The sequence below is a fragment of the uncultured Tessaracoccus sp. genome, from assembly GCF_947286155.1.
Taxonomy (GTDB): Bacteria; Actinomycetota; Actinomycetes; order Propionibacteriales; family Propionibacteriaceae; genus Arachnia.
The window spans coordinates 59198-76238 of record NZ_CAMYPD010000002.1 but is presented as its reverse complement, the minus strand read 5'-3'; the positions used below and the strand labels follow the sequence as shown (position 1 = coordinate 76238).

The window sequence follows — 17041 nt, the reverse complement described above, 5'->3', positions numbered from 1 at the left end:
CTTGGCTGAGAACGCACATGCGGCCTGGTCCCCGTCGAGGAGGAACAGGCCGCACGTAGCGTTGCGGACGGGTCTAGTGCTCCAGCGCACCTTCGGCGCCGGCGCCGGTCATCGATCGCACCTCCATCTCGGCGCTCTGCGCCGCGAACTTGTCGCCGTCGGGCTTCACGACGGAGCCAAGCCAGCCGAGGAAGAATCCCAACGGCACCGACACAAGTGCGGGGTTATCCAGTGGGAACCACGCGAAGTCCATGTCGGGGAGCATTGCCGTGGGCGCGCCGGACACGGCGGGAGAGAAGATAATCAGCACCAAGGCGCTGATCAGGCCGCCGTAGATGGACCACAGCGAACCCGCCGTCGAGAACTTCCTCCAGTACAGCGAGTACAGGATGGATGGCAGGTTGGCCGACGCGGCGACAGCAAATGCGAGCGCCACCAGGAACGCGACGTTCATCTCCTTCGCTGCGATACCGCCCACAATGGCGAGCAGACCGATGACCACCGACGTGATGCGCGCCACCTTCACTTCCTGGCCAGGATCGGCCTTACCGTCCTTCATCACGGAGTTGTAGATGTCGTGCGCGAACGACGCGGACGCGGTGATGGTCAGGCCCGCCACAACGGCGAGGATCGTCGCGAACGCCACGCCGGCAATCACGGCCATGAGGATCTCGCCACCGAGATGGAATGCCAGTGCGGGGGCGGCCGCGTTGGCGCCACCAGGCATGCTCTTGATGGCATCGGGGCCGACGAGCCACGCCGCGGCGTAGCCGAGCACCATCGTCATCAGGTAGAAGGAACCGATGAGGATGATGGCCCAGGTCACCGACTTGCGGGCTTCCTTCGCCGTCGGCACCGTGTAGAAGCGCATCAGCACGTGCGGCAGGCCCGAGGCGCCCAGCACGAGCGCCAGCGAGAGCGAAATGAAGCCAGGGATGTTCGATCCATACTTGCCCATCGGGTCCAGGATCTTCTCGCCGATTCCGCTCTCCGAAGCCTTATGAGTCTCGACGGCGTTCGAGAGCAACTCGGAGATGTTGAACCCGGTGCTGATGAGAATCCAGATGGTCATGATGAGCACGCCGGCGATGAGGAGCACTGCCTTGATCATCTGCACCCAGGTGGTGCCCTTCATGCCACCGATGAGCACGTAGGCCACCATCAAGACGCCGACGATGGCGATCACCAGGCTCTGCTGCATCCCGCCGTCAATGCCGAGCAGGAGCGACACGAGGCCACCCGCGCCCGCCATCTGGGCCAGCAAATAGAAGAAAGAGACGGCCAGCGTGGACAGCGCAGCCGCCATACGCACCGGCTTTTGGCGCATGCGGAAGCTGAGCACGTCGGCCATGGTGTAGCGGCCGGTGTTGCGCAGTGGCTCAGCGACGAGCAGCAGCGCCACCAGCCAGGCCACAAAGAAGCCGATGGAGTAGAGGAAGCCGTCGTAGCCAGTCAGTGCGACGGCGCCGACGATGCCCAGGAACGAAGCCGCGGAGAGATAGTCGCCCGCGATGGCGAAACCGTTTTGCGTGCCGGAGAATTGCGCGCCACCGGTGTAGAAATCTCCCGACTTCTTCTTGTGGCTACCGCTCGTGACGCGAACCACAACGAACAGTGTGACGACGACGAAGCCAACGAAGATGGAAATATTGATGATGGGATTGCCCACCTGAGATTCGAGCAGATGCATCATCGCGCGCTCCTCTCCAGTTGATCACGCAGTTCTTCCGCCAGGGGGTCCACCTTGTGGTTCATGTGGCGGATGTACAGCCAGGTGATCAGGAAGGTGGTGACGAACTGCAGGAAGCCCATGATGAACCCGATGTTGATCGAGCCCACGACGCGGATGGACATGAAGTCTTGTGCCAGCGTCGACAGCAGAACGTAGAGCGCGTACCAGATAAAGAAGGCAGCGGTCATGGGGAATGCGAACCCACGGAACACCTTCTTGAGGTGGGCGAACTCAGGTGAGTTCTGGACTCGCTGGAACTCCTCCGCCGGAATAGTTCCCCTCGGCTCAATACGGGGAGATGGTTGTTGATCGGTCATGCGGTGACTCCTTTGTGCCGCTCGTGGCCGGTTGACTGCAACGAGGATGCACGACAAATGGGTCACATGACAAGGGTTATGACAGAAATCATGTCCGCCATCGGCGAGCAGGAGCGTCGATTGCGGAATGCAATAGGCTAATCGCATGTCTGACTTAGTTCTCTCGCTGCGATGCCCTGACAGGTCGGGGCTGATCCACGCCATGACCGCTGGCGTAGTCTCGGTGGGTGGCAACATCGTCGAGATGCAGCAGTTCGCGTCACCGGATTCCGGGCAGTTCTTCGCCCGCGTGGAAGTGCAAGGGGCAACTGCACCCGAACTGGAGCGTGCCGTTCACGAGCAGATGGATCAATACCAGGCGACGTTTCGTGTCGACGTTGCAGGGCGGGAGGTGCGTACTCTCGTTCTCGCGTCGAAGGCGGGGCACGCTCTCAACGACCTCCTATTCCGGTCACGCTCCGGCGCACTGCCCATCGACGTGTTGGGGGTGATGGCGAACCACGACGTACTCGCGCCCTTGGCGGAGTTCTACGACGTGCCATTCACCCACCGAAACGTGTCGCCGGACACGAAAGCGCAGTTTGAGGCTGAGGTGCGCCAATTCGTCGTCGAGCACGACGTTGAGCTGGTCGTGCTGGCACGGTACATGCAGATTCTCAGCCCCGAATTGTGTGAGTTCCTCGCCGGGCGCGCCATCAACATCCACCACTCATTCCTGCCTGGCTTCAAGGGTGCAAACCCGTACCGACAGGCGCATAACCGCGGGGTGAAGTTGATTGGTGCGACGGCGCACTTCGTCACCAGTGACCTCGATGAAGGCCCGATCATCGAACAGAACGTCACCCGGGTGGACCATTCGATGAATGTGTCCAAGCTCGTCAGCAAGGGGCAGACGCAGGAATCGCAGACGTTGGCCGAGGCAGTGCGGCTCTTTGCAGAACACCGGGTATTGCTCGACGGCGACCGGACCGTGATTTTCCGGTAATCATCTATGGCTTTAGACATCGCGCTCATTGCGCTCTTCATCCTCATCGGTGGCACTTTTGCGGCTGCCGAAATGGCCCTCGTTACCCTTCGTGATTCCCAGGTGCGGCAGCTCAGCACGCGCGGACAGCGTGGGCAGGCCATCGAGAAGCTTACCGACAACCCGAACAACTTCCTCTCTGCGGTGCAGATCGGGGTTACCGTCTCGGGCTTTCTATCAGCGTCGTTCGGTGCCTCGTCGATCGCCCCGCGTGTCGTTCCGTGGCTGGTGTCGTGGGGCGTTCCTTCCGGGCTTGCAGACACGCTAGCCCTCGTCGGGTTGACGCTGGTGATCGCCTACTTCTCCATCGTCGTTGGCGAGTTGACGGCCAAGCGCCTCGCCATGCAGCGGGCTGAATCATTCTCGCTGATGCTGGCCCCGATGGTTGCTGGTATCGCGACGCTGATGCGCCCCGTCATTTGGCTGCTCGACGTGTCAACAAACGCGCTGGTGCGTGTGCTCGGCGGTGACCCCAAACAGGCGAGGGAAGTCGTCACCGACGAAGAGCTGCGGCAGATGGTGTCGAGCTCCGAGACACTCGGCGACGAGGAACGTCGCATCGTCGATGAGGTGTTCCAGGCCGGCGAGTTGAGCCTCCGCGAGGTGATGGTTCCCCGCACCGAGGTCGACTTTCTGCCCGCCGACATGCCTATCCAAAAGGCCTACCGAGAGGTGCGCGGGGCACCGCGTTCTCGCTACCCAGTGACGGATGGATCGACGGACAAGGTGATCGGTTTCTTGCACGTACGCGATCTGATGGACGTGGAGGGAACCGCGCGTGGCGGCGACGTGCGCAGCATCGTGCGCCCCATCCTGCACCTGCCAGAAACCATGCGCATCCTCCCCGCGATGACTGCCATGCGAAAGGGAAGCATGCACATTGCCGTCGTACGTGACGAGTACGGCGGTACCGCGGGCATCGTCACGATGGAAGACCTCATGGAGGAACTGATCGGCGATATCACCGACGAGTACGACGTGCCGGAGCCGCGGGCGCATCTGCAGGTGAACCAGTTCGACGGGCTCGCCACCATCGAGGAGTTCGCCGATGCCACGGGCTTCGTGATCCCCGAGGGGCCGTACGACACCGTCGCTGGCTACTTCATGGCGGTGTTGGGTGCGTTGCCGGAGGTGGGCTCGCGCATCTGCGTCGGACTAGCGCCGAGCGAGATGCCTGCGGAGCCGGTCACCGTCGATTTCACCTTCGAAGTGACGGAGATGGATGGCAGGCGGGCTGCGTGGTTCTCTGTCCGCAGGGAAGACTCCCATGCTTGACGACGGTTCGGAGCTGTTGACGGGACCGGGCGTGGGCGATCTGCTCAAAGCAGCTGTGCGCCACGCGGGCGGTGAGCTGGTGAGCTGGAGCTTAGACCACGTCGATCAAGCCCCGGATCAGTACACCACTGCTACCTACATGGCGAAGGTCCGCTGGCCGCACGGTGAACGGGACGAGCTGCTCGGTGTGTCGGCACGATCGGGCGGACAGACCACCCCGTCGGATGCGAACGCGCAGATTTTCAACGACGGCAACCGCCGCGTCGCGGTGTGGCTGTACCCGAACGATCCCGACTTGCCTGGTCTCGCTCGAGCTGCCTTCCCCGATCGCATGGCTGAGGTGCTGAACCAGGGGAAGGTGTTCAGCCGACCCATCACGGGCGAGCAGCTTTCGCTGTCCATGATTGGGTACCGGCCGCGGCGTCGAGCCGTCGTCAAAGTGGTGGCGGAGTCGCAGGTGTTCTATGTGAAGGTGCTGCGGGAACGTCTCTTCCCCGACGTGCACCACAAGCACACGTTGCTCCTCGACGCGGGCATACCCGCGCCCGAAGTGGCAATGACTGCGCCGGACTACCTCCTGGTGACGCGCGAGTTGCCGGGCATGTCGCTGGCGCGGGCGCTCTTCGAGCCGGGAGATCCGTGCCAGGCTGAAGACCTCATCGCCATGCTCGACGCCATGCCGCCCGCAGTTTCGCAACTGCAGCGTCGCCCGCCGTGGTCGGACGCGGTGGAGCACTACGGGCGCCTCGTCGTCGCGCCCCTGCCTGCACTCACCGACGAGGTGCTGTGGACGGTGCGCCACATCGAGCGGGGGCTTGAGCAGTATCCTCCGGGCGACGAGCCCACGCATGGCGACTTTCACGAAGGCCAGGTGCGCGTCGACGGCGGCCGCGTCGTCGGCATGCTCGACGTTGACACCGTCGGGCCCGGGCGGAGAGCCGACGACCTCGCGTGTCTCGTCGGGCACCTCATGACGATCCAGCGCATGAATGCGCAGCAAACCGCCAAGCTGCAGGACATTCTGACGCGCTGGGTGGGTGTGTTTGACAAGCGCGTCGATCCGGTTGAGCTGCGCCTCCGCGCAGCGGCGGTGATTCTGTCGCTCGCGACGGGCCCATACCGCAGCCAGGAGCCGAACTGGGAAGAGCAGACTCGTCAGATGGTGCGCTCCGCCTCTGACTTGGTCCGCCAGGTGGTGTAGACCGTGCCAGGGTTCTGCTGCTGTGTCGGCTCGGAAGGGCGCCTGCGTTGCTGGTGCCAGAGAACTGCGCACCTTCATCGTTTAGAGGGAGGCATTCCGGGAGCATGCAAGAAGTTTGCGAAAGCTCTTGCATCTAAATTAGGGAAAACTTATCCTGCCACTAGGTGGGTACATCGGAGTAGCCACTAAACAACAAAGGAGTGTGTAGCATGCGTGTTCGACGAACCGTGTCTATGGGAATCGCCGCGGCGATGACGCTGGCTGTAGGGGTGTTTGCTTCGGCAGCCCCGAACGATGATTCCGGTTGTGATCCAGGCAATGGGAAGTACATCTGTGATGGCACTGATGATCAACCTGAAGGGGCAGGGCCAACCTCTCGGGGCAAACTGCCCGAGCCGCCTTCTACGGGCGTCTCGCACCTTCCTATGACGGATGATGACGGCGTTGCCCTATTTGGCGATGATGGGGTTTCGTCGTCCCTGGCGAGCAAATCCGCAGTACCGGATGAAGTCCAGAGAATCCTCGACGAGAGGAATGCAGTGTCGCCACGGGGGGGGAACCGCCCCGATGGCTACGGTTCCGGCGTCATCATATCTTCCTCGGAACCATCAGGCTCAGCAACATAGTAATTGGTGTGGGCCGGCTTCGATGGCTATGGCCCTGGGTCATATGGGGGTACGACGTTCGCAGGCGTCGCTGGCAAAGGCAGCTGGCATCGGGACGAGTGGCTTAGGCGTGGGCATCTACGCGATGCAAAGCGTTCTCAATAACATTGGTAAATCGCATGGATTTGCCTGGAATATCCAGACGCTTCGCTACACCCCTACCAGTGCTGATAAGGCGTTGTATAAGAAGCGTCTTGTGCAAAGTATCACTGGGCGGACTGGCAGCGGGAAGCGGTACCCATTGATCGTCAACTTCAGGATTCTCAAGAGTGGTAAGCGTCCCGGGGGATACCCCGCAGGTCGTGAGATTCGTCACCACGTAGAAGTGCGTGGGTATAAGGAGTCTGGTGCGTGGACGCAGATTCAAGAACCTGCCACATCACTGTGGGGAAAGCACGGGCTTTCGGCGCACTACCCGTGGCCAAGTGACCACGTTGTGGCAATGGCCGGTGACCGCGGCTATCTCTACTAAATCAAGGAATGCAGGATGAAGGTGCCTCGTGGGTGGTGGTTCTGTGCAGCCATCGTGACGGCGGCTGGCTGTGCGTATACCGGCGAGGCACCTTCGCCGGGCGCCATCGAAAGTGGGAACGCAACGCCGGTCGCTACTAGCAGAGCAAGTGGCGCTTCTCCCCGTGTCACGTCAGCGGGTCCTAGCCCTTCCCGGGCAACAGCGGTGGATTGGAAAACGCTCTGCGTAGTAGCTCCGTTAGAAGGGATCGACGACGACCCCATCGTGAAAGCGCCAGATACGGCTTGGGATAGGGATGGCCTGGTGATCACAAACACCGACGGTGATCTGGTGGCCACTTGGCAGGGCCACGACTACCCCATATTTGATGGTGATGTTGAGCAAGCAAATGACCCAGCGCCACGCGATGTGTTCACAGGCGAGGTGCAAGCGAACGAACGCTGGGTGCTGTTTGTTACAGCAGACTCTCTTGAGATTAGTGCTCCATGGCGGCTGCACATCTGGGACAAGCAAAACCCCACCAAATCGGCAAGAGTGATAGGTCAATACACCGGTGGCGCCGATGATCCGGGTTTTCCGATGCAGCGTCTTCGTGGTGACCGCGTGGTTTGGACGCAGCCCGTCCGCACGCATGTGCGGAGTATTCACCTTGTTAATCTCGTCGACGGCGCAGAACGGACTTTGGTGGAGGGGCCGGTATATGACGGGATGTTCGTTGATGACAACACGGTAGTTTGGCAGGCGCAGCGAGAGGGACCTGCAGTTACCGTGGAACAAATCGACCTGCAGTCCGGTGTCATCTCAAAGCCGGATAATCCGCTGGCAGCCATGGATTCGCGTGGCGGACACCTCGTGACTGATGGGGAATACTGGGTATTATCATTTGTCCCTTCAGGTAATCCTGATTCGGAAGACACGACATACGACATGTGGGCATGGCATCCCGATTGGTCAAAGCCGAAGCGCTTCGCGCGGTTGAAGGCCCCAGGGTATGTCAGCAGTGTCCAGCCGATGGCTGATGGGCGGTTAGGTATGGATATCCTTTGGGACCGTGCGTACATTGTGGATTTGCGCACTGGCATTGCTCAGGCGCTGAAGACGGGGTGGGCCGTCGTGGAACCAGATGAGACTGAGGTCACGCTGGCTTGGGAAGGGCCTGATCCAGATTCTGTTGCTACCGCCAACGTTCCTGTCTCGCAGGTGGCGCAACCTGGTGCCTGCGTCGACAAGATACGTGGATAATGTCGTTCTGAACAGGGTGAAGGTTGCGCTTGGATAACGATTCGGTGTCCAGTGTCTCATGGTTGGCGGACATGTATTAGTCTCGGCTCGCCGTCTCCCACGCTCCCAAGGAGGAACCCCGTGAAAACCATCACCAAGATCGGTGCACTTGCAGCAGCATCGCTCCTCGCACTCAGCGCATGTGCCGAGCCACCGGCAGAAACCACGAACGCCAGCAACTCTCCCGCCGCCTCGTCCGACGCAAGCTCTTCGGAGGGCTCCGGTGACAAGGGCGATTCCAAGAACTTCAAGGCCTGCATGGTCTCTGACTTCGGAGGATTCGACGACAAGTCGTTCAACGAAACCTCCTACAACGGGCTCATGAGGGCCAAGGACGAGCTCGGCATCGAGGTCGGGCAGATCGAATCGAACGCTGAGAGCGAGTATGCCGGCAACATCCAGTCGCAGATCAGCGCTGGCTGCAACATGATCATCACCGTCGGGTTCGCGCTCGCGAACGCGACGGAATCCGCGGCCAAGCAGAACCCCGACATCGACTTCGCCATCGTCGACAACGGCTCCTTCGAGGGAGTCGAGAACGCCAAGGGGCTTCTCTTCGACGCGGCCCAGCCCGGCTTCCTCGCCGGATATGCCGCGGCAGCGATGACCAAGTCCGGCAAGGTCGGCACCTTCGGCGGCGCACCGTACCCCACGGTCACCATCTTCATGACCGGCTTCGCCCAGGGTGTGAAGTACCACAACGAGCAGAAGGGCACCAACGTTCAGGTGCTCGGCTGGCAGGACGACAAGCAGGACGGCACGTTCATCGGCGGCAACGATCCCTTCGGCGACATCCCCGCCGGCAAAAACACCGCGAACACCCTCATCTCGCAGGGCGCCGACATCATCATGCCGGTCGCTGGCCCCGCCGGTCAGGGCGCGCTGCAGGCCGCCCAGGAAACCAAGGGCAAGGTCAACGTGATCTGGGTTGACACCGACGGTTACATCTCCGCACCCGAGTACAAGGACGTCATCGTCACCTCGGTGGAGAAGGCGATGGACGTTGCCGTCTTCGACGTGATCCAGCAGTCGATGAAGGGTGAGTTCAAGTCCGACGAGTACGTCGGCACGCTCGAAAACGAAGGCGCGAAGCTCGCGCCGTTCCACGACTTCGAGTCGAAGATGCCCGACGGCCTGGCCGACGAGCTGAAGGCGATCCAGGACAAGATCGTCGCGGGCGAGATCAAGGTTGCATCTCCGCTCAACAACCAGTGACAATGCAGTAATGACTCGGGAGGGGCACCTGCTTTGGGTGCCCTTCCCAGTCATGTAGGCGCCTAGGCGCCATGCGTGGCCATCCGCTACGATCATCGACGGCGCCAACGACGGCCAGGAGGAACCTTGAGCACTGCCGCCACCGACACCGCCCAGGTGCTGCACCTCGACGGCATCACGAAACGATTCGGCAATTTCGTCGCGAACGACTCCATCACACTCGACATCGTTCCTGGACGAATCCACTGTCTGTTGGGGGAGAACGGCGCCGGTAAATCGACGCTGATGAATGTGCTCTTCGGCCTCCTTGAAGCTGACGGCGGCGAAGTCCGCATTGGCGACGAACCCCTACGCGTGCACGGCCCCAAAGAAGCGATGGACGCCGGTATCGGGATGGTGCACCAGCACTTCATGCTCATCCCGGTGTTCACCGTCGCAGAGAACATGGTGCTCGGGCGCGAAACCGGATCGGCCGGCATGCTGGACCTCAAACGGGCCCGCCAGCAGGTGAAGGAGCTCTCCGAACGATACCGGCTGCATGTCGACCCGGACGCCCTGGTGGAAGACCTTCCCGTCGGCATCCAGCAGCGCGTCGAAATCCTCAAGGCGCTCGCAGGGGGAGCCCAGTACCTCATCTTCGACGAGCCCACTGCGGTGCTGACACCGCAGGAAATCGACGAGCTCATGGACGTGATGCGGGCGTTGCGCGACGAAGGGCGCGCCATCGTGTTCATCACTCACAAGCTGCGCGAAGTGCGAGAGGTCGCCGACGACATCACCGTCATTCGCCGCGGCAAGGTGGTCGGCTCGCCCGACCCCAGCGCCTCCGAGGTGGAGTTGGCGTCGATGATGGTCGGCCGCCCCGTCACGCTCCAAGTGGAGAAGGAACCGGCCCAGCCGGGGGAAGACCGCCTCGTCCTCGAACACGTCTCGATCGCGGCACCGTCGGGCGCCGTCGCCGTCGACGATTTGTCCCTCACCGTGCGCGGCGGGGAGATCGTCTGCCTCGCCGGCGTGCAGGGCAACGGCCAGTCTGAACTCGCGGCAGGCTTGCTCGGCACACTGCCTATCGCGAGGGGAACCGTCACCCTCGACGGGGTCGACGTCACGCACGCGAAGCCCCGGCAAACCATCGACGCAGGCCTGGGCTTCGTGCCGGAAGACCGACGCCGCGACGGTTTCGTCGGGGAATTCTCCGTCGCACAGAACCTCGTCATCAATAATCTGAGCGCGTTCTCCAAACACGGCAATCTCGAGCTGGGGAAGATCGCTGACAACGCCACCCAACGTGTTGAAGAGTTCGATATCCGCACGACGTCGACGTCGTCGCCGGTGAACTCGCTGTCGGGTGGCAACCAGCAGAAGGTGGTGCTTGCCCGCGAGCTGTCGCGCGACCTCAGCCTGCTGCTGGCAAGCCAGCCCACCCGAGGCGTCGACGTCGGCGCCATCGAGTTCCTGCACAAGCGCATCGTCGAGGAACGCGACAAGGGCACTGCGGTGCTGATCGTCTCCACCGAGCTAGAAGAAGTGGAATCGCTCGCCGACCGAATCGCGGTGATGTACCGCGGAAAGATCGTCGGCGTGGTGCCTTCCAACACATCCAGAGAGGTGCTCGGCTTGATGATGGCCGGTGTCAGTTATGAAGATGCCATCGCCGGACAAGGCGACGACGCCACTGCCGCGAGAGGGGTGGAAGCCGGTGAGTGACAACGAAACTCGCGAGCCGCGCGAAGCGAAGAATCCCAAGCCGAAGGCGCCATGGGCCGCGTGGCTCAACTCCGCCGCGGTCACATTCTGGGCGCTGGTGCTGGCGTTCGTCGTCGGCTCCATCGTGATGATCGTGCTGGACCCGGAAGTCGCATCCAAGTGGTCGTATTTCTTCGCTCGGCCCGGTGACGCGCTCGGTGCGTCGTGGGAGAAGATGGCGACGACGTACTCGGCGCTGGTGCAAGGCGCGTTCGGGTCGTGGGTGGCCTTCACGAAAACGACGGCGCAAGCCACGCCGCTGATCTTCGCCGGTCTGGGCGTCGCGTTGGCGTTTCGCGCCGGGCTGTTCAACATCGGTGGCCAGGGCCAAGCCATCATGGGTGCTGTGTGGGGAGCGTTCATCGGTTTCACGGTGAAGGGGCTCCCGATGATTGTGCACCTGCCGCTCGTCATCCTCGTCGGCGTCTCCTGCGGCATGCTGTGGGGCGGCATCGTCGGCTTCCTAAAGGCCAAAACAGGTAGCCACGAGGTGATCGTCACGATCATGCTCAACTACGTCGCCGTGTTCATGATGCAGTACCTCATGCAGCAGCGCGCCTTCATGGATCCGGGCCGCAACGACCCGATCGGCCCGCAGCTGCCCTGGTCGGCCACCCTTCCCCGTATCGACGGCACACGCCTCCACCTGGGCTTCTTCCTGGCCTTGGTATGCGTTGGGCTCATCTGGTGGCTGCTTGAGCGCACCACGCTTGGGCTGCGCATTCAGGCCGTCGGCCTCAACCCCCACGCCGCCGCGACGGCCGGCATGAACGTGTCGCAGGTGACCATCGTCACGATGGCGCTCGCCGGCGCGCTGGCCGGTATGGCGGGTGTGAACGCGGTCACCGCCCCCGAGATGCTCACCAGCTATCCCACCCAGCTGTCGGCAGGCATCGTCGGAGCCATCGGTTTCGACGCCATCACCGTCGCGCTCCTCGGACGCTCGCGCCCGCTGGGCGTGCTGTTCGCCGGACTGCTGTTCGGCGCACTCAAGGAAGGCAGCGTGCACATGCAGATCCACGCCAACACGCCGTCGGACTTGGTGAATCTCATCCAGGCGCTCATCGTGTTGTTCGTAGCGGCCCCCGCGTTCGTGAAATGGCTGTTGCCGTTCCTGCGTGAGCGAAAAGTGAAAGTTGTGGAGGAAAAGGCGGTGACGGCATGACCACCACGTCGGTTACCCCGCAGACGGTCGACACGAAGACCAACGTCGAATCAGCGGAGAAGCGACGCCACCGGTTGTCCTCCGGTGCGCTGATCGCCATCGTCGGGTTGCTCCTACTCATCGGCGGCGTGACTTCCCGCGGCGTCTCGCAGATCGCCCTGTCTGACGTGCTCGACGAAGTGCAGTTGCCGACGCTGTCCGTTCCGGCCCTGCCCGTGACGGTGCTGTGCGCCGTGGTGATGCTGTTCGTCGGCGCATTTTTCCTGGCGCGGAAGGTCCCCAAGCCCTGGTCGACGCTGCTTGGCACGCTGGCTGGCACCGCGTTGTTCGTCGGGTTTATCGTCTGGTCGGCTGCGGATGCCCCGCTGCCGTTCACGCTCACGAACCAGCTCAACGGCACGCTGCAGTACGCCACACCCATCGTGCTCGGTGCGTTGTGCGGCGTGCTGTCCGAACGAGCGGGCGTGGTGAACGTCGCCATCGAAGGTCAGATGCTGACGGCCGCGTTCACCGCGAGCGTCGTCGCTGGCCTCACGCAGAATCTTTGGGCAGCCATGTTCGCTGCAGTGCTTGCCGGCGTGCTGTCGGCGCTGCTGCTGGCGGTGTTCACGCTGAAGTACCTGGTCGATCACGTGGTGCTCGGCGTGGTGGTGAACCTGCTTGCGACAGGTTTCACCGGCTTCATGTATGAGCAGCTGGTGAAGGGCTCGTCGAATCTGAACTCCGTTTCCGTGATGACGCCGGTGGAGATTCCGGTGATCAGCAAGATCCCGTTCCTCGGCCCCATCTTGTTCGTCCAGCGTCCGCTCACGTACATCGCGGTGATCGCGGTGGCGTTCGTGTGGTTCATGCTCTACAAAACGAAGTGGGGACTCCGCGTGCGCTCGGTGGGTGAACACCCGCACGCCGCAGACACCGTCGGCATCGACGTCATTCGCACCAAGTTCCAATCAGTGCTCCTCGGCGGCGTCTTTGCGGGCTTTGGCGGTGCGTTCTTCACGATTGGTAGCTCGGGCGCGTTCCAGACGACGGGCGTCACTGCCGGCAATGGCTTCATCGCGCTCGCAGCGGTGATTATGGGGCGCTGGCACCCGGTGCTGGCGGCCTGCATGGCGTTGTTCTTCGGCTTCTCGAGACAGCTCGCGCAGACACTGAGCCCGCTGAATACCCCCATGCCGGGCGACTTCCTCTCCGCCCTGCCGTACCTCATCACCATCGTCGCCGTTGCTGGGTTGATCGGCCGGGTGCGGCCGCCTGCAGCTGACGGCCAGCACTACGAGAAGAGCCACTGATGACCGACTGGGACGCCCTCCTCGCCGAGGCCAAGCGCATGACGAAATTCTCGTACGTGCCCTATTCCGAGTACCCGGTGGGGGCGGCGGCATTCGTCGACGATGGCCGCATGGTTTCGGGATGCAACGTGGAAAATGCGAGCCTGGGCATGACGCTCTGCGCTGAGTGTGGTCTGATATCCGAGTTGTGGAAGTCGGGCGGCGGCAAGCTCGTCGCGTTCCTGTGCGTCAACAAGCTCGGTGAGCTCATCATGCCGTGCGGTCGCTGCCGGCAGCTGTTGCATGAGCACGCGGGGGAGGGGTTCGTCGTGCGCACCCCGGAGGGGGACCTCCCATGGGAACAGGCGCTTCCGCAAGGCTTCGGCCCGAACGACCTCGAGCGAGTGCGTAGCTAGGAGACCCTGCCGCTCGACATATCGGTTTGACCTCCTGGCGTCGTATAATGCCCCCTATGGATTTCCGAGTGGATTGGTCGGTGCTGAGTGAGGCCAGGGGACGCCTTGAAACGATTTCCAACGTCGCGTCGTCGGCATCTCAGACGATGCGCATCCACCGTGTCTCGGATGCTCTCCCCGGTTCTATGAGCGCGGGACGTGCCGCGTCCCTCGACTCGGAGTTCCAGACTTCTTCCCGACAGATCGTCAGTCAGCTCGAGACGCACGCCCAAGCAATGGGGGAGACCGCCAGCGCGTATGAGCAGTGTGAGCAGCGGGCGTGTCAAGAGGTTGAGTCATTCTTTGAGGGCATCTGATGCAGTGGGGTGACGGACTCCGGGCGCAACCCAGCGAGCTGTCGGCGCAAGCTGCCGACCTCCGCTCCACATCGAGAACGCTCGGTGAGGTGAGCGACGGGCTACGTTCCCTCGACGTAGGTCAATGGCAGGGCCGTGCCGCGGAGGCTGAACATAAGCGACGAGAACGCCAATGCGAAGCGATCGACAGACAGATCAAACAACTGGATCCGATCGCCGAGGCACTGGAGACAGCAGCATCGTCGTTGAGCGATATCCAGGATGCTCAACGCCGCACAGTCGACAAAGCCCACCGGTGGCAGTTCGAGATCGGAGACTGGGGGTGGATCACCGACGTCGCAGGGTTCAATATCGATCCCCGGCGCCCGTTCGTGCGTGCTGGTCTCGCCGCGTCAGTAGTGTCGCTCACGTTCCGGCTGAATACGACCGATGGCAAGTTGGCGGCCAAGCTGTTGTGGCAGGACGGGCTGGGTGATCTCCGCGAACTGGGTGCGGGGATTCGCGATGGCGTGGAAGACGCCATCGACTGGACGGGGGATCGCATTGAAGACGGGCTCTCCTGGGCATCCGATCAGTGGGATGAGCACGTCCAGCCACGTATCGATGCTGCTGGCGCGGCTTGGGACCGGCTGAAGGATGGCATCGACAATCCTCCCCAGTGGTTTACGGATTGGGTTGAGGACGGAAAGCCCCCGTACATCTCGCAGGTGGGTGGCGAAGCCATCACCGTAGCGGCACGCGGAATTGGTATCATCGCTAACGCGATTACGGGTGAAGACCAGCACATTGCCGACGACGGACTGCCATGGACAGGTGATACGCGAGTGGCCGGTAAGGGCGAAATCGCCGGCATCAATGACCTCATGGACATCACTATGGATGCCTATAACCGGGGGGACGCTGATCGCAACTCGGTGACCGTGACGGCCGTGGTCGGCGCGGATGGCCAGGTTCGATACATTGCATCGATTCCAGGCACCGCGGAAAAGATGTTTACCAAGGCTGGTTGGGGAGGCGCGCCGTCGGGCCTGGACTGGTCCGCCAACTTCGCCCACATTGGGGAAGGACCGACTGCTGCGACGCAGGGTGCCGCCGACGCGGTCCAGCAAGCCATCCAGCAAGACATCGAGTACCGCCGCCAGCGCGGCTTGCCGGTGCCCGAGGGCAAGCCGGAACTCCTGCTCACTGGCCACTCGCAGGGCGGCATCATCGCTGGTCAGATGATCACTTCGTCGCATTATCTGGATGGCTATGACGTGAAAGGCATCGTGAGTGCTGGATCGCCCACGGAGACCCTCAACATGGACCGCAGCGTGCCCGTCACTAATTTCCAGACGCAGTACGATCCGATCCCGAGAGCCGATCTCGACGGCAGGCGCGTCAACGGCTCGGTCGATCCCACATCGAACGTTACGAACATCACCATGCCCCATTCGGGCCAGAATGGGCCGGGCGACTACTTGCCGACGTACACTCACCAACAGACCACCTATCAGCAAGATATTGCGACTCTCAGCAGCGGCCAGGGAAGTCCTGAGAATGTGGCGGCAGTGCGTCAACTCGATGAGCAATACCGCCACTTTCTGCACGGGGACACGACGACCTACAAGACGCAGTTCGGACGGGAGTACCGTTGATGACCTCCACGATGCACACCGAGGGGCCGCTGCGCGTCGGGTTGGTCGGTCAGCAGGCTTGGGCAAGCGCAACCGAACTCATCACGGGCCCAGAGCTGCCGCATGTCGACGAGGACCTGCGCGATGATTGGGCGGCCGCCGGCATAGAAACCCCAGCCGGCCTCGACCCCCAGTGGGGGATCGCTCTGGAACTCACCCGCACCGCGAAGATCGCTCTCCAGCTGGTGTCGCAGTACGCAGATGTCGTGTTCGAATCATCCCTGCTCGTTGGCAACCAGGACTGCGTCGCTATCACTCAGCGGTGCAAAGTTGAGGATGGGCCGGATGGGCCGGAGGTTGTCGGCGCGCATCCCATGATCGAGGTCGCCTTGGCCCCCACCGCCCAGATATGGAGCCTCATTCGTCGCGTACTGCCGCCGCTCGACGACGCCCGTGCGACGCCGATCCGTCCCGGTGCGGGATATGAGCCCATCGTTGTTGTGCTCGAGAATGTCCCGGATTCCCTACGAGACGATCCTTCGGCCTTGCTTCGCAGGGTTCCTGATATGCCGGATCTTCCCGACGATGCTCGTGACGCACTGCACCCCGAGGCGAGTGTATTTGCGATTGGTATGGCAGAGTTCCCCGACGGCACCCATCACTTCAACGACGCGTGGTCCATTGGAGCACGCGGCCTTTACCATATGGTGCCCGGCCAGCCGGGAATCGTTCGCGTACCTGCTGGCCATCTTGGCGGGAGCCTCATCCATCAGTTGGCTGATTTGACGAATGGACGGGCATGAACGCCGTCGCGCGACGTTGGGTCATACTGGCTGCGACAGGAGGTGTACTCACCATGGGACTCTCTGGCTGTAGCGGCGGCCGCGAAACGGAACCTGACGAGACCGACTTGAATCAGCAACTCGTCGACGCTATCGAGCGAATCAACGGAGTTACTGCAACGAGCGAGTTCACCTACACGCTCGTGGGAATGTTTTTCTCGAAGAACGGATGGATCTCGGGCCGCGTCGATACCGACGCTACGTCTCGCGATGAGCTCCGCAGCATACTCGACGAGGTGGGGCGAGCTATCGTCGAGGTGCACCGAGGCAACTACCGCAACATTGAGCGGGTGACGATTGACGTCGTGGCAGCAGATCAGAAGCAGTCTCTCCGGTTTAAGGACGTCATTGACAAAGCCGTTGTGAGCGTGGATGACATCGCCGATTTCTACGGCATTCCCCGGCATTGATGCGTTGCAGGCTCACCCGCAGGTAACGCGTGTCGAC

At 62.2% G+C, this 17041-nt stretch carries 16 protein-coding genes; 14 read left to right on the top strand and 2 right to left on the bottom strand.

From position 1 onward, the window contains the following. Positions 1 to 73 precede the first annotated feature (73 nt). Both Q0X68_RS00940 and Q0X68_RS00935 read right to left on the bottom strand, forming a co-directional pair. Positions 74 to 1693, bottom strand: coding sequence for a cation acetate symporter (locus Q0X68_RS00940; protein ID WP_297746213.1), 1620 nt, complete (start codon positions 1691 to 1693; stop codon positions 74 to 76). After that, a complete protein-coding gene (locus tag Q0X68_RS00935; RefSeq protein ID WP_297746210.1) occupies positions 1690 to 2049 on the bottom strand; it encodes a DUF485 domain-containing protein in 360 nt (119 codons plus the stop codon). The genes Q0X68_RS00940 and Q0X68_RS00935 overlap by 4 nt, the downstream gene beginning before the upstream one ends. Before the next feature lie 145 nt (positions 2050 to 2194). On the opposite strand from Q0X68_RS00935, the gene purU reads away from it, so the two are divergent. From purU to Q0X68_RS00870, 14 genes are all read left to right on the top strand, one after another. Continuing rightward, positions 2195 to 3034 carry a formyltetrahydrofolate deformylase gene (gene purU, locus Q0X68_RS00930; RefSeq protein ID WP_297746207.1) on the top strand — a complete coding sequence of 280 codons (840 nt, stop codon included), beginning with the start codon at positions 2195 to 2197 and terminating at the stop codon, positions 3032 to 3034. A gap of 6 nt (positions 3035 to 3040) precedes the next feature. After that, positions 3041 to 4348, top strand: a complete 1308-nt coding sequence (locus Q0X68_RS00925; RefSeq protein ID WP_297746204.1) for a hemolysin family protein — start codon at positions 3041 to 3043, stop codon at positions 4346 to 4348. Further along, the gene (locus tag Q0X68_RS00920; RefSeq protein WP_297746201.1) at positions 4341 to 5549 is read left to right on the top strand and encodes an aminoglycoside phosphotransferase family protein; all 1209 of its coding nucleotides are present in this window, start codon (positions 4341 to 4343) and stop codon (positions 5547 to 5549) included. Before Q0X68_RS00925 ends, Q0X68_RS00920 begins: the two co-directional genes overlap by 8 nt. A 432-nt stretch (positions 5550 to 5981) precedes the next feature. Then, positions 5982 to 6686 (top strand): C39 family peptidase, encoded by a 705-nt coding sequence (locus tag Q0X68_RS13080; protein WP_366127441.1) that lies wholly within the window; start codon positions 5982 to 5984, stop codon positions 6684 to 6686. Between the two features lie 303 nt (positions 6687 to 6989). After that, positions 6990 to 7928, top strand: a complete 939-nt coding sequence (locus tag Q0X68_RS00915) for a hypothetical protein (RefSeq protein ID WP_297746198.1) — start codon at positions 6990 to 6992, stop codon at positions 7926 to 7928. A 120-nt stretch (positions 7929 to 8048) separates the two neighbouring features. Further along, the gene (locus Q0X68_RS00910; protein ID WP_297746195.1) at positions 8049 to 9182 is read left to right on the top strand and encodes a BMP family protein; all 1134 of its coding nucleotides are present in this window, start codon (positions 8049 to 8051) and stop codon (positions 9180 to 9182) included. Between the two features lie 126 nt (positions 9183 to 9308). Continuing rightward, on the top strand, positions 9309 to 10889 hold the full coding sequence (locus Q0X68_RS00905; RefSeq protein WP_297746193.1) for an ABC transporter ATP-binding protein: 1581 nt from the start codon (positions 9309 to 9311) through the stop codon (positions 10887 to 10889). Next, entirely contained in the window at positions 10882 to 12093 is a 1212-nt protein-coding gene (locus Q0X68_RS00900) for an ABC transporter permease (RefSeq protein WP_297746190.1), read from the top strand. Before Q0X68_RS00905 ends, Q0X68_RS00900 begins: the two co-directional genes overlap by 8 nt. Next, positions 12090 to 13385 (top strand): ABC transporter permease, encoded by a 1296-nt coding sequence (locus tag Q0X68_RS00895; RefSeq protein WP_297746188.1) that lies wholly within the window; start codon positions 12090 to 12092, stop codon positions 13383 to 13385. Before Q0X68_RS00900 ends, Q0X68_RS00895 begins: the two co-directional genes overlap by 4 nt. Further along, the gene (locus Q0X68_RS00890) at positions 13382 to 13780 is read left to right on the top strand and encodes a cytidine deaminase (protein ID WP_297746314.1); all 399 of its coding nucleotides are present in this window, start codon (positions 13382 to 13384) and stop codon (positions 13778 to 13780) included. The genes Q0X68_RS00895 and Q0X68_RS00890 overlap by 4 nt, the downstream gene beginning before the upstream one ends. A gap of 56 nt (positions 13781 to 13836) precedes the next feature. Beyond that, positions 13837 to 14136, top strand: a complete 300-nt coding sequence (locus tag Q0X68_RS00885; RefSeq protein WP_297746185.1) for a hypothetical protein — start codon at positions 13837 to 13839, stop codon at positions 14134 to 14136. Then, positions 14136 to 15773: a putative T7SS-secreted protein gene (locus Q0X68_RS00880; RefSeq protein WP_108870395.1), complete on the top strand. Its 1638-nt coding sequence runs from the start codon at positions 14136 to 14138 to the stop codon at positions 15771 to 15773. The genes Q0X68_RS00885 and Q0X68_RS00880 overlap by 1 nt, the downstream gene beginning before the upstream one ends. Beyond that, positions 15773 to 16555 carry a hypothetical protein gene (locus Q0X68_RS00875; protein WP_108870394.1) on the top strand — a complete coding sequence of 261 codons (783 nt, stop codon included), beginning with the start codon at positions 15773 to 15775 and terminating at the stop codon, positions 16553 to 16555. The genes Q0X68_RS00880 and Q0X68_RS00875 overlap by 1 nt, the downstream gene beginning before the upstream one ends. A 53-nt stretch (positions 16556 to 16608) precedes the next feature. Beyond that, entirely contained in the window at positions 16609 to 17004 is a 396-nt protein-coding gene (locus tag Q0X68_RS00870; RefSeq protein ID WP_108870391.1) for a hypothetical protein, read from the top strand. Positions 17005 to 17041 lie beyond the last annotated feature (37 nt).